Here is a 12205-nt window from a genome sequence, read left to right on the forward strand (position 1 = left end):
CTGTTCCCCCACAACCGCATAAAGGAGGCGCCCTTGGGCGAGATTTTGAGAGCCGCCGTGTACTGCGCAAAAGCGCCGTCGCTCTTCCCCCGAGAACTGCATATGTTGGCCGATATCGCGCGGAACGCTGACGATCACTCAGGACCCGTCCTGGGCACCGACGGCACCGTGCGCGAGGCCCGCAGGGGTTACGTGCGAGGCCTGGGAGATCCGAAGGACAAACTCGGGCTGAAGGCGAACCTGCTGGAAACTCGCATGTTCATCTTCACCGCCACGGGCTGGATCCAACCCGTGGAAGGCCCGGAGCACGACGGCGCGTACCAGCTCAACGTGCCTCGCCTGCAGCGGCTGCTCGACGCGGCTGAGGCAGCGATGGCCACCGGCCAGCCAGATGCGGACGGAATCGCGGAGGCCGACCGGGAGCTGCCCGGCGACTTCGACGGGCAAGTCCCGGACCTGGCGGACCAGGTGGACCGCCTGCTGGTCCACAACCCGGCCACCTAGGCCCGCTGCGCCGGCCCGAGCGCGCTAGGCCGCACTCCCCTCCTGCCGGCGGATGCGGCCCCGGCGCGCAAACCACGCCGCCACAAACGAGAGCACGAGCGCAACGAGGACACCGAGGTTCGCGTCCGCCCAGTGTTCGCCGACCAGTGGCAGGAGGTAACCCTGCCAGTTGTTCCAAGCTGCTTCTTCCGCGAAGAGATTGGCCACTAGGCCCCAACCGATTATCGAGGAGCCCACCAGGATGCCAATAGAGATCCAGTCGACGGCGCCGTAGCGGCCTTCGGCGCGATAAAGCGCGGGTTCGTCATAATCCTGCGTGCGGGAGTAGATGTCCGCGATGAGGATGCCCGCCCAGCTGGCCAACGGTACCCCGAGGGTGATCAGGAAGGATTGGAACGGCCCGAGGAAGCTTTGGGCGAAGAATACCACCCAGATGGTGCCGAGGGTGAGGATGACGCCGTCGATGGCGGCGGCTGCGGGGCGCGGGATGTTGATGCCCAGGGTGAGCAGCGTCAGGCCCGAGGAGTAGATGCCCAGCACCGCGCCAGAGACCAGCGCGAGCACCGCGGTGATCAGAAACGGCACGAGCACCCAGGTGGGCAGCACCACGGCGAGCGCGCCGATCGGGTCATCCGCGATCGCCTCCGCCAGCGTCTCGTCGGACGCGGCGAGCAACAGCCCGAAGACCACCAGAATCACAGGAGCGATGGCGCCGCCGAAGGTGTTCCAGAAGATGATGGCGGAATCCGGGGTGTCGCGGCGCTGGTAGCGCGACCAGTCGGCGGCGATGTTGATCCAGCCCAGGCCGAAGCCCGTCATCACCATCACCAGTGCGCCGACCACGCTGCCAGTGGAGCCGGCGGGGATGGCTTGGACCGCGGCCCAGTCGATGCGCGGGATAGTCAGCGCCATGTACAGCACGGTCACCGCGCCGGTGATCCAGGTCAGCACCGACTGCAGCTTCATAATCGTGTGATAGCCCAGCACCGACGCCGCCACGATCAGCCCGGCAACGATCGCGGTAGCGATGACCTTGGTGGCGGTGCCCGGGTTGCCGCCGAGCTCGCGGATCACTGTAGTGGTGGCCAGCACCGCCATAATCGACAGGAACGTCTCCCAACCAATCGACGTCAGCCACGAGACGATGCCAGGCACCTTCTGCCCTTGCACGCCGAACGCCGCGCGCGAAAGCACCATCGTCGGCGCGGACCCGCGCTTGCCTGCCACGGCGATGAGCCCGCAGAGGAAGAACGAGAAGGTCACCCCGAGCGCGGTCACAAGCGCGCCCTGCCAGAACGACAGCCCGAACCAGAGCACGAACGAGCCGTAGGAGATACCGAAGACTGAGATGTTCGCAGCGAACCAGGGCCAGAACAAATCGGAGGGTTTCGCGGTGCGCTCGGATTCGGGAACGATGTCGATGCCCAGGGTTTCTACTACTGGCGCACTATTCGCTGTGGGTATGCTGTGTGACATACATGGACTATACGTCGCAGCCAAGCCCGCATAATGGTCTTATGAAATTTCTTGCGCTTTCCACCAGCGTCCACCGCTACACCGACTCCGGCATCCACACCGGCATGTGGCTCGGCGAGTACACGCACTTCTACGACGTGCTCACCGAGGCCGGCCACGAGGTCACCCTCGCCAGCGTCGACGGCGGCGCCGTACCCATCGACCCGGTGAGCCTGAAAACCCCGGTGATTCAGCTCGGCGGCACGAACAAGCGTTACGAGGACCCAGAGTTCATGGACCAGCTCGACGACACCCCGGCCATCACGGATGTGAACCTCGACGAATTCGCCGGCACCTACCTCATCGGCGGCCACGGCACCATGTTCGACTTCGCGGCTGACGAGGTGAAACAGGCCGTCGCACACTTCGCCAACGCAGACAAGATCGTTGCCGCGGTCTGCCACGGCCCGTGCGGCCTGCTCGACGTCACGCTGGCTAACGGGAGCAAGCTTCTCGACGACCGAACCGTTACCGGCTACTCCTGGACCGAAGAGAAACTCGCCCGCCGCACCGAGGAAGTCCCCTTCAGCCTGGAAGAGAAACTCCGCGACCAAGCCGGCGAATACACCACCGCCAAGATCCCAATGACCAAGCACGTCGTCGTGGACGGCAAACTCATCACCGGACAAAACCCGACATCGGCCGCCGGTGTGGGCGAGGCGGTGCTGGAGGCGCTTGGCAAATAGGCCTTCAGCACTTGTTGATTGAACTCAATGACCCGGTTCGACGCATGAAGAACCCTCCCCATGGAAAATCTGGGGAAGGTAGATAAGGTGCTAGAACGGCAATGCCGCTTGCAGCTGCGGGTTACTGACCAACACAGCGCCAATACCACCGATAAGGCCAAGAAGGCCGATCACGATCGCGATGATCGCACCCGTGGAGCTTCCGCTATCCTGCTTCGGCGTCTGAGAAATGGCCGGGGTCTTTGTAGGAGCCAAAGTTTCGGTAGCAATTGAGGGGGGCTGAGCCGTTTCGGGTGTGACACTTCGAGCCTGCAGCTGAAGTGTGGAGAGCTCCGAGCTCCCGTCAGAGTAATCGAAACGGACCACGATCTCTGCGTTGCCAGCCTTGGAGGGTTTTACATCGAGAGAGGTCACGGCTGACTGTGCCTCCCATCCGTTGGGAACATCCATCGGCACAACAGTGGTGCCACTAGGCAAATCACTAAATGTGAGAGAGTTCCACGAGTTGGTGTCAACCAAATTTGAGTAAAGGTGCGGGTTATGCACATATCGCTGCGCTGGGTACACGACGAAGTTGTGCGTGTAGATCTCTTCTGACCCATCTGGATAGGTGACGTGGAATCTGACCTTGTTAGAGTTTTTCCCTTTCGAGTACGGATTATTCTCTTTCGAGGCGTGCTCCTTTGGGAAAATCTGCAACAGAAGTTCTTCGTAACGTGCCCCCCATGCAGGTTGCACAAGAAGACCATCCTGCTTGATTCCGCTTCCCCTGTTTTGGTCGTGAATCTCGTACACGGTTCCTTCAGGCAAACCTGAGACGGTTACCCACTCGGCAGAATCTTTCAAACCGAATGGTTTCGGAGCGGCCTCAATCACAGGATCGAAGCGTTCTGCCATTGTGCGATCGGCGCCCAAGGCGAGGGGTTGAACCGTCCCGGTAGTACCGACAGTCACTCCCAGGACAAGAGCGACCGCAATTCTTCGATTTTTCAAGGCTTCCTTCAGGATATGGGCGAGTTTAATTCAGGTAACCTTAGCAGGCGACCAAGACACACTTGTTCGTCGGAATCACTTTTGGCCCCACCCAACCCCGCATCGCTTCGCCCGCGCCGGTGCGCACATCCAGCCCAACGCGCAGAACATCCTCTACCTACAACGAGATCCAGGAGATGATGCAACTGATGCACGCGAATGACTACTCCAACAACAACTACATCAAGTCAGCGTACGGACCCCTGTATCCATGCAGGTTAAAGGACGCTTCTACACCGTGAAGACTAAAGACAACGACGTAGAGCGCTGAACTGAGGCGGATCTCTTGGAACGCCTTTTGTCACCGCGCAACATCCATCACGGAACCAGCAAAACTCCTGTTCAAAACCTCTTTTTTCGCGCGATAGTGCACTCCTCTACCGCACTTTTGACACCGCGCGTTATTACACCCGTCATGGCTCCGATTAACCACGAGATTTGGATTCGGGGTTCGTGACACATTCGGTGCTGTTGCAAACTTCAGGCGGAGAGCCGTGACGACCCAGTCTTCATCCTCTGATGCTCGCTGCGGGTCGGCGTTCTCAGGCAGCCTCGAACACCCGGCTGACGATCACCGCATCCGGGTTCGGTTGCTCGTAGGCAAACATCGCGCCCTGGCCTTTCCGTAATGAGTGCATCGCTTCCATCCCTTTCAACGTCCGGTACGCCGAGGTCCGGTTTTTGAACGCCCCCTTCGGTCCGAGGATCCGTTTCAGCCGCCCATGATCTCCTTCAATGACGTTATTGAGGTATTTCACCTGCCGGTGTTCCACGGTCTGCGGGCAGATTCCCTCTGACTTCAACTCGGCGATTGCCCTGGCCAGCGAGGGTGCTTTATCGGTGTTGATCACCCGCGGGAACCCGGTTATCGTGTTCGACCTCAGGGTCTTGGCCAGGAAATGCTTCGCTGCGGCGACATTACGCTTTGGGGACAGGTAAAAATCCAGGGTATGCCCACCCGCGGTGATGGCCCGATAGAGGTAGCACCACTTTCCCCCGACCCGGATATAGGTCTCGTCCACCCGCCAGGACCGGGCCTGCCAATCCGGGACTTGTCGGTACCACCGGGTCTGCTTGTCCAGCTCAGGAGCATATTTCTGGACCCAGCGGTAGATGGTGCTGTGATCGACCGGTACGCCGCGTTCGGTCATCATTTCTTCCAGATCGCGGTAGCTGAGCCCGTAGCGGCAGTACCACCGGACCGCCCACAGGATGATTTCACGGGGGAAATGACGACCGGAGAAGATGCCCATGGCTGTGATTATTTCACGCAGGTCTTCCTGTCGCCCGAACTTTGCAACAGCACCCTTTTGGCGGTCCAGGAGGTGTGCCCAATTGGATTACAAGTACCTACACACTTGATCGGTGCTGCACGTTTCAGGGTCCGGGTGTGCGGCGTCCTGTCTGAGGTCCGCGATAGTGTCGCGCAGCACGGAGAGCTGCGCGATCTGCTGCTCGATCTCAGCGAGGCGCACGTCAAGCAGGTCGCGCACGTGCTCGCAGGGCGCCTGGCCGCCGTCGCGGATGTCGAGGATCTGGCGGATCTGGGCGAGGGTCAGCCCGGCGGCCTGGCCCCGGTGGATGAACCCGACCCGACCCACGGCATCCTCGGCGTAGTCCCGATAGCCGGAGGCCAATCGCTCGGCCGGAGGGAGCAGCCCCGACTCCTCGTAGAACCGCAGGGTCTTGGTCGTGGTTCCGGTTGCTTCCGCAAGCTGTCCGATCCTCATGTTCGCCGATTCCCCTTCCAATGGCCACCACACTTGACCTTCCATTGTACTGGAAGGTTCACAATGGTTCCATAGGAACTTTTGAACCACAGGGAAGAGACATCTGGAATGACAAACGAAAAGTTCGATCTGGCGATTATTGGTTCCGGCGGCGGAGCGTTTGCGGCCGCGATCCGGGCCACCGGGCTGGGCAAGCGCGTCGTGATGGTGGAGCGCGGCACCGTGGGCGGGACATGCGTGAACACGGGCTGCGTCCCGTCGAAGGCGCTCCTGGCTGCCGCGGAGGCCCGCCACGTGGCGTTGGATTCGGCCCGCTTCCCTGGGGTGGCGGCCTCGGCGGGCCCGGTGGACATGCCGGCCCTGATTCAGGGCAAGGCCGCGCTGGTTGAAAGCATGCGCACGGAGAAGTACGTCGATCTGGCCGCGGACTACGGGTGGACGATGATCTCGGGGGACGCGTCGTTCACCGGAACCCAGGACGCACCGCTGCTCCGGGTGATCTCCCCGGATGGTGCAGTGAGAACGATCGAGGCCGGGCACTACCTCGTGGCCACTGGCTCCGCACCCTACGTGCCCCCCGTTCCCGGACTGGCCGAGGCCGGGTACCTGACCTCGACGACGGCGATGGAACTGGACGAGGTGCCCGAATCAATGCTGATCCTGGGCGGAGGCTATGTTGCCCTGGAGATGGCACAGCTTTTCTCCCGGCTGGGCTCCCGGGTGACCATGCTGGTCCGTTCCCGGTTGGCCTCGCAGGAGGAACCGGAGGCATCCAAGGCGTTGGCGGGGGTGTTCGCCGACGAGGGGATCCGGGTGGTCCGGCGGGCCATGGCCGACTCCGTGGCCTCCGGCCCGGACGGGGTCTCGGTGACGGCAAACGTGGCCGGGGACGAGGAGGTGTTCCGCGCTTCCCACATCCTCGTGGCACTGGGCCGCCGCCCAGTGACCGAGGGACTGGACCTTGACGCCGTCGGGGTGAAGACCGGCGCATCCGGCGAGATCGTGGTCGATTCCCGCCTGGCCACGTCCAACCCGCGGGTTTGGGCCGCCGGGGACGCGACCGGCCATCGGGAGTTCGTTTACGTCGCAGCGGCCCACGGCGCCCTGGCCGTGGACAATGCGTTCACCGATGCCCTGGCCGAGGTCGACTACCGGCACCTGCCCCGGGTCACCTTCACCAGTCCCGCCATCGGGGCGGTCGGGATGACGGAAAAGGAAGCTGTCGCCGCCGGGATCAGCTGCGAGTGCGGGGTCCTCCCCCTGGAGTACGTGCCGCGAGCCGTGGTCAACCGCGACACCCGCGGCTTCATCAAGGTTGTCGCGGACCGCGACACCGGACGGATCCTGGGCCTCTCCGCGGTGGCCAAGGACGCCGGGGAAATCGCCGCCGCCGGCGTCTACATCCTCGAAGCGGGCATGACCACCGCGCAGGTCGCCGCCGCCTGGAGCCCCTACCTGACGATGGCCGAGGGCATCAGGATCGCCGCCAAGGCCTTCACCACCGACGTCTCCAAGCTCTCCTGCTGCGCCTGAGCTGCAGCCCCCACTACCGAAGCAAAGGAATGCCATGACCGCCACCGACCAGGCCCTCACCTATCTGTTGTCCCCCGCGCGCTCCGGAATAGACCCGGACTTGTTCGTGCCGCTGCTGCGGCTCCTGGCCGAGGGCGAGCCCGTCACGGTCGCCGAACTGGCCACCGCCAGTGGCCGGAGCGAAGACACGGTCCGGCAGGGACTGGCCGCCGTCCCGGACACCGAGTACGACGACGAGGGCCGCATCATCGGCCTGGCCCTGACGATGCGGCCCACCCCGCATCGCTTCACCCTGGCCGGGGAACAGCTCTACACCTGGTGCGCCCTGGACACCCTCTTCTTCCCGGCCCTGATCGGGAAGGCCGCAACCATTGAGTCGACCTCCCCGGGTAGCGGGACCCTCATCCGGGTGATGACGGGCGCGGACGGCACGGTGACCTCCGTGCAGCCGGCCACCGCCGTCGTGTCCATCATCAGCCACCCGGGCACGGGGCCGGTGCGGTCATCGTTCTGCAACCAGGTCCACTACTTCGCCTCCCGCGAGGACGCCCAGCCGTGGTTGGATTCCCATCCCGACGGCGAAGTCCTGGACATCGAGGCGGCACACCGGGCCGGTGCCGCCATGGCCGCCGCCCTCCTCGCCGCGGCCGCCACGCGGGCCCCCGCGGCGCAGGACTCCTGCTGCTGAGCTTTAAAAGGACATGACATGACCCAGCACCCAGAACAGCCAGACACCGGCCATCAACCCGTCCGGCAGACCGGTCGCCCCGGGCGATACCACACACTGGCCGCAGGAATCGGCATAGCAGCGGCCATGATCCTGTGCTGCGCAGGACCCATCCTCATCGCCGCCGGAGCCCTCGGCGCGATCGCCGGATTCTTCTCAAATCCCCTCGTGTTACTCGCGGCCGCCACGGTGCTCCTGGCCGGGATCATCGCCGTCACCAGGCAGCGAAAACGCCGCAGGTCCGACGACTGCTGCCCTCCCGCATCCCCCGAGCACCACCGCACCGACCACGGCACCGCCTGAGTCCCCATCCCCATTCCTGGAAGGAACCACCAGACACCATGACATACCCGAGATCCCGCCGTTCTCTGTCCGTTCCCCGGCCCAGGCACCTCGCCTCCGCCCTGTTTCTGACAGCGGTCATGGCACTGACAACCGCCTGCGCCAGCTCACCGAGCGGCCCGTCGGCCGCGCCAGGCGGTTCGTCGCCCGACGCGGCCGGTGCCGTTGCTGTTACGGTCTCCGACATTGACGGCACTACCCGGACCATCCCGGACGGTAAGCCCGCAGCACTGTTCTTCTTCTCTGTCGGATGCGGTGAGTGTGTGGAAGGGGCCGATTCCCTGAACAAGGCCTCCACGGCCCTGGGAAGCTCGGCCGACTACCTCCTGGTGGACGTGGACCCCCGAGAACCGAAGGAGACCATCAACGGATTCCGCGATTACATCAAGGCCCCTGAGCTCCCTGCCGTCATCGACACCGGGGCCACACTGACCACCCGGTACAAGGTCACCTCCATGAGCACCCTGGTGGTGGTCGACGCGAAGGGTGACGTTACCTTCCGGGCCACCGACCCGTCTGCGGAAAAGATCCAAGAAGAACTCACCAAGGCCGGTGCCCAATGACAGCCCTGCTTGCCCTGGCCTTCGCCGCTGGAATGATTGCCCCGGTCAATCCCTGCGGTTTCGCCCTCCTGCCCGCCTGGATAGCCCAGACCATCGGGGACGCCCGGACGCGCCCGCTCGCGCTGCGTCTGGCCCACGGGCTCCGGGCCGGGCTCGCGCTCAGCCTCGGCTTCGCCGGGACCCTGGCAGCCTTCGGGCTGATCGTCAGCGCGGGCGCCAGGACCCTGATCAGCGCAGCGCCCTGGCTGGGAATGGCCACCGGGGTGATCCTTCTCCTGCTGGGCCTGGCCATGCTCACCGGACTCACACCACGGCTCCGTCTGCCGGCCTGGGCCACGAAACCCCGCACACAAGAAGCCGCAGGGGCAGGGCACAAAACCGGGCGCATGGTGGCCTTCGGGGTCGGATACGCCGCAGCATCCCTCGGCTGCACCCTCGGGGTGCTCCTGGCCGTGATCGCCCAAGCCCAGGCCGTCGCCAGCTACGCCGGGCTGCTCGCGGTCTTCGCCGCCTACGCCGCAGGCTCGGCCACTGTCCTGGTGCTCGTTTCGGCAGGCACGTCCATCGCCGGGGCCGCCCTCGGGCGAAGAATCACCGGCCTGGCCAAGCACAGCAACCGCATCGCCGCCTTCATCCTCACCATAACCGGCGCCTACCTCAGCTGGTATTGGTATCCCGCCGCCACCGGCGGAACCGCACAGGCCAACAGCCTCGCCGTATGGTCAGCCGCCGCCAGCGCCTGGATCAGCGACAACAGCACCCTGATCGCAGCCCTCGCCGCAGCCGTGGTGCTCGCATCGGCATTGGCCGCCCTCAACCGGCGCAGGAGACTGCGCATCAGACAGGGAACGCCGCCCACAGGCGAGGGCCCCGGGCAAAGCGGGGAACCCGACTGCTGCGCACCAACTCCGGACAACAACTCGACCGAGGACCGGCCAGGCACGATCCCGTAGCTGGCCGAGGACTCCCAAAAAGCAAGGGGGAGAGGGAACCGTGCCCCATCTTCTGGCAAACGAGGCGCCCGCCTATCAGGACAGGTTGGTACAGCGGCATCAGGCCGGAAGTCAATTCGTGCAGAGGACTTCGGGCAATCCGTCAGGAGCCCTCTGTACCGCCCCCGCAATGACGGGAACGTCAGTGTGGTGGACTTCGGAAAGCCACAGTGACACCCACTAGTTGTACTCGACCGTGACGTTGGTGGCACTTTCGGTCTTGTGAAATAGTTAGGCCTCCTGGCTTAGTGGAGCTGTCTAGTTCTTCACTGCCGGAGGCCTCTATGCCCAACGGTAACGCCCGCTTGACCACGCATGCGAGAGCGTTGCTGGTGGCCAGGCAAGCTCATCCATATCGATGTGAAGAAACTCAGCCGCATCCCCGACAGCGGCGGTTGGCGAGTCCACGACCGATCCGCGACCGGAAGACCCGATCGGGTTCGACCACGTCCATGCCGCTGTCGATGACCACACCCGACTCGCTTATATGGCCCACTAGCGGTCGCGGAGCGTCCTGAAAACCTAAAGTTTTATGAGACACCCGGCAGGAACTGGAATGTGAGACCGTTTCATGGGGCAATTGGCCTCCTCCCCGTCTCACTAAAGCGTCTCGCCCTAAGTTGTCGCAGGGTGGTGCTCGGTAGGGGTTTGTGAGGCATAATCGAGACATGAGGCTTTTGGGGTACACCCATCTGTACGCGCTGACCTGCGGCGTTGTGGGTTGTGCCGAGCGTGCTGCCGGAGTCCCTTTCAGTGTCCCTGGGGTAGGAGCGGCCGCATGAAGGTGCGCTCGTACCGCAGGACGCACCCGGACTCGTCTCGAATCCGGTCAGCGGCGATGAAGTCCGGGTGGGTGCCGAACAAGGTGCGGTACTGCTCGTAGGCAGCCAGGCTGGGGAAGCTGAACAGGGATTCCGCACGGTCACTCACACCTTCCGCGGGTAGGTAGTACCCGTGGTGGGTGCCGCCGTGTTCGTCGACATGCCGCATCCAAGCGCGGGCGAACTGTTCAAAGGCCGCGATCTGGTCGGGGTCGATGGTGTAGTGGACGACACAGGTGATCACATCCACAACGCTAGGCCCACAGGCGCTCATTGGGGAGCCTTTGTCTGTGCGCCTCGTGGTGCACCTGGGGCACACCAATCTGCCTGGTTTACCTGCGGAAATGCGTCAGTTCGCCAAGTTGGCGCCGATTTCAACGGTGAGAACTCCGACGGCGATGAAGAGGATGCCGAGGGCCATGGTTCGGGTGAGGGGTTCGTGGAAGATGACCCGGGCGAGGATCGCGGTGAGAGCTACGCCGGATGCTGCCCAGATGCCGTAGGCGACGCCAAGGGCCATGCCGTCGGCCAAGGCGAGACTTAAGGCGACGAACGCCACGAGATACCCCGCGATGACGCCGATGAACCATTTCTTCACCCGGCCACCGTCGGAGGCTCGTAGCGACATGGTCGCGACGACTTCGGACAAGATGGCGCCTGCGAGGAAGATCCATCTCATGAGTTGACTCCTGCTTCCTGGGCTGCGGTTTGCTGAGCTTTCTGGGAGCCGAGTTCGACGGTGAGGACACCGCTGATGATCAGAACCATTCCAAGACCCATCACAGCAGTCAGAGGTTCACCGAAAATCGCGGCGGATAGCACAGCGGCGAGCACGACCCCGCTGGCTCCCCAGATGCCATAGGCGACGCCGATCTGCATTCCTTCGCGCAGGCAGAAGGTGAGGAAGACGAAAGTGCCGATGTATCCGGCAGCAACCACGATGTACCAGGATGGGTGATTGAGCGCCGCCTTGAGAGACAGCGTCGCCGCCACTTCGGTAGTGATGGCACCAGCGAGCAGGAACCACTGCTTCATGGGGTTGTTCCTTCGATCAGGGAGCGAATGCTGGAGACGACGGCTTCGAGATCCGCGCCGTGGAGGGTGGACACACCTGTGGCCTGGGCGCCCCAGAGTCCGTCGGCGGCGAGTCGGGCGGTGGTCAGCCTGGCTCGGGTGGCGGCGTCGAGATCGTCCGGGAGTTCGAGCCAGCGGCCCATCCGCGTAGTCCACGGTTCGGTGAGTTCGGGCCGGTACGTCGCTTGGCCCCAGATGATGAACTCGGCGCGCTTGGCGGCCCCGTGGGCGGCGACGTGAACGTAGCTCAGGAGCCGCTCGGTGGCGTTGGCGTTCTCGAGGGGCTTGCCAAGGGTGGCAGTCATGTCGTTCTCGACGTTGGCCGCAGCGTGGTCGACGATCGCGGCGAGCAGTACGTCGCGGTTGCGGAAGTGATATAGCAATCCCGGTTTGGTGAGCCCGGCCTCGTGGGCCACTGCGTCAAGGGTAATGTCGCCACCCTCCGCTGCGTTCATGACGCGGAGGGCAGCTTCCAGGATCTCGGAGCGCTGACTGGTTCGCATATAGCTAACTTTACCATTTGGTAGGTGAAGCCTTCAACTGCGGGCACTGGTAGGGGCACCTGGGGTACACCCCAAGCGAACAATTTGTGAATGAAAAAACTTCCTGTTCGCTAGGGTTAGTTCCAAGACTAACGGAACAGAACCGTCACTGCCTCTGGAGATCACTGAACAGTTGGGGGCGAT

15 protein-coding genes and 1 pseudogene are annotated in these 12205 nt (G+C 63.6%); 8 read left to right on the forward strand and 8 right to left on the reverse strand.

Features of this window, described 5'->3' with window-relative positions; all coding sequences use genetic code 11:
• Nucleotides 1–33 precede the first annotated feature (33 nt).
• Nucleotides 34–504 carry a hypothetical protein gene (locus QP996_RS08425; protein WP_284872215.1) on the forward strand — a complete coding sequence of 157 codons (471 nt, stop codon included), beginning with the start codon at nucleotides 34–36 and terminating at the stop codon, nucleotides 502–504.
• A gap of 24 nt (nucleotides 505–528) precedes the next feature.
• Here QP996_RS08425 and QP996_RS08430 read toward each other — a convergent pair whose 3' ends face one another.
• Nucleotides 529–1980, reverse strand: coding sequence for a purine-cytosine permease family protein (locus QP996_RS08430; protein ID WP_284872216.1), 1452 nt, complete (start codon nucleotides 1978–1980; stop codon nucleotides 529–531).
• A 41-nt stretch (nucleotides 1981–2021) separates the two neighbouring features.
• On the opposite strand from QP996_RS08430, the gene QP996_RS08435 reads away from it, so the two are divergent.
• Nucleotides 2022–2705 (forward strand): type 1 glutamine amidotransferase domain-containing protein, encoded by a 684-nt coding sequence (locus QP996_RS08435; RefSeq protein WP_284872217.1) that lies wholly within the window; start codon nucleotides 2022–2024, stop codon nucleotides 2703–2705.
• Nucleotides 2706–2795: 90 nt separating this feature from the next.
• Here the strand turns inward: QP996_RS08435 and QP996_RS08440 are convergent, their stop codons facing one another.
• The 3 genes from QP996_RS08440 to QP996_RS08450 form a co-directional block, all read right to left on the reverse strand.
• Nucleotides 2796–3602, reverse strand: coding sequence for a hypothetical protein (locus QP996_RS08440; protein ID WP_284872218.1), 807 nt, complete (start codon nucleotides 3600–3602; stop codon nucleotides 2796–2798).
• Nucleotides 3603–4279: 677 nt separating this feature from the next.
• Nucleotides 4280–4990 (reverse strand): IS6-like element ISCef5 family transposase, encoded by a 711-nt coding sequence (locus QP996_RS08445; protein WP_284872219.1) that lies wholly within the window; start codon nucleotides 4988–4990, stop codon nucleotides 4280–4282.
• A gap of 87 nt (nucleotides 4991–5077) precedes the next feature.
• Entirely contained in the window at nucleotides 5078–5467 is a 390-nt protein-coding gene (locus tag QP996_RS08450; RefSeq protein WP_004601215.1) for a heavy metal-responsive transcriptional regulator, read from the reverse strand.
• A gap of 108 nt (nucleotides 5468–5575) precedes the next feature.
• On the opposite strand from QP996_RS08450, the gene merA reads away from it, so the two are divergent.
• The 6 genes and pseudogenes from merA to QP996_RS08480 all read left to right on the forward strand — a co-directional run.
• Nucleotides 5576–7000, forward strand: a complete 1425-nt coding sequence (gene merA / locus QP996_RS08455; protein ID WP_284806782.1) for a mercury(II) reductase — start codon at nucleotides 5576–5578, stop codon at nucleotides 6998–7000.
• Between the two features lie 34 nt (nucleotides 7001–7034).
• Entirely contained in the window at nucleotides 7035–7688 is a 654-nt protein-coding gene (gene merB, locus QP996_RS08460) for an organomercurial lyase MerB (RefSeq protein WP_101733959.1), read from the forward strand.
• An 18-nt stretch (nucleotides 7689–7706) separates the two neighbouring features.
• Nucleotides 7707–8030, forward strand: coding sequence for a mercuric ion transporter MerT (merT, locus tag QP996_RS08465; RefSeq protein WP_500683253.1), 324 nt, complete (start codon nucleotides 7707–7709; stop codon nucleotides 8028–8030).
• 119 nt (nucleotides 8031–8149) lie between these two features.
• Nucleotides 8150–8632, forward strand: coding sequence for a TlpA family protein disulfide reductase (locus QP996_RS08470; protein ID WP_141745922.1), 483 nt, complete (start codon nucleotides 8150–8152; stop codon nucleotides 8630–8632).
• On the forward strand, nucleotides 8629–9585 hold the full coding sequence (locus QP996_RS08475; RefSeq protein WP_034666335.1) for a cytochrome c biogenesis CcdA family protein: 957 nt from the start codon (nucleotides 8629–8631) through the stop codon (nucleotides 9583–9585). The genes QP996_RS08470 and QP996_RS08475 overlap by 4 nt, the downstream gene beginning before the upstream one ends.
• Before the next feature lie 375 nt (nucleotides 9586–9960).
• A pseudogene (locus tag QP996_RS08480) lies at nucleotides 9961–10111 on the forward strand (IS481 family transposase); the annotation flags it as partial.
• A 263-nt stretch (nucleotides 10112–10374) separates the two neighbouring features.
• Here QP996_RS08480 and QP996_RS08485 read toward each other — a convergent pair.
• The 4 genes from QP996_RS08485 to QP996_RS08500 all read right to left on the reverse strand — a co-directional run bounded on the left by QP996_RS08485 (nucleotide 10375) and on the right by QP996_RS08500 (nucleotide 12022).
• Nucleotides 10375–10689: an NIPSNAP family protein gene (locus QP996_RS08485; protein ID WP_230208643.1), complete on the reverse strand. Its 315-nt coding sequence runs from the start codon at nucleotides 10687–10689 to the stop codon at nucleotides 10375–10377.
• Between the two features lie 105 nt (nucleotides 10690–10794).
• On the reverse strand, nucleotides 10795–11124 hold the full coding sequence (locus QP996_RS08490; RefSeq protein ID WP_034666342.1) for a DMT family transporter: 330 nt from the start codon (nucleotides 11122–11124) through the stop codon (nucleotides 10795–10797).
• A complete protein-coding gene (locus QP996_RS08495) occupies nucleotides 11121–11480 on the reverse strand; it encodes a DMT family transporter (RefSeq protein ID WP_034666344.1) in 360 nt (119 codons plus the stop codon). The genes QP996_RS08490 and QP996_RS08495 overlap by 4 nt, the downstream gene beginning before the upstream one ends.
• On the reverse strand, nucleotides 11477–12022 hold the full coding sequence (locus tag QP996_RS08500; RefSeq protein ID WP_034666346.1) for a TetR/AcrR family transcriptional regulator: 546 nt from the start codon (nucleotides 12020–12022) through the stop codon (nucleotides 11477–11479). Before QP996_RS08500 ends, QP996_RS08495 begins: the two co-directional genes overlap by 4 nt.
• Nucleotides 12023–12205 lie beyond the last annotated feature (183 nt).

Source organism: Corynebacterium sp. MSK008 (genome assembly GCF_030232585.1).
In the GTDB taxonomy this organism is placed as follows: Bacteria; Actinomycetota; Actinomycetes; order Mycobacteriales; family Mycobacteriaceae; genus Corynebacterium.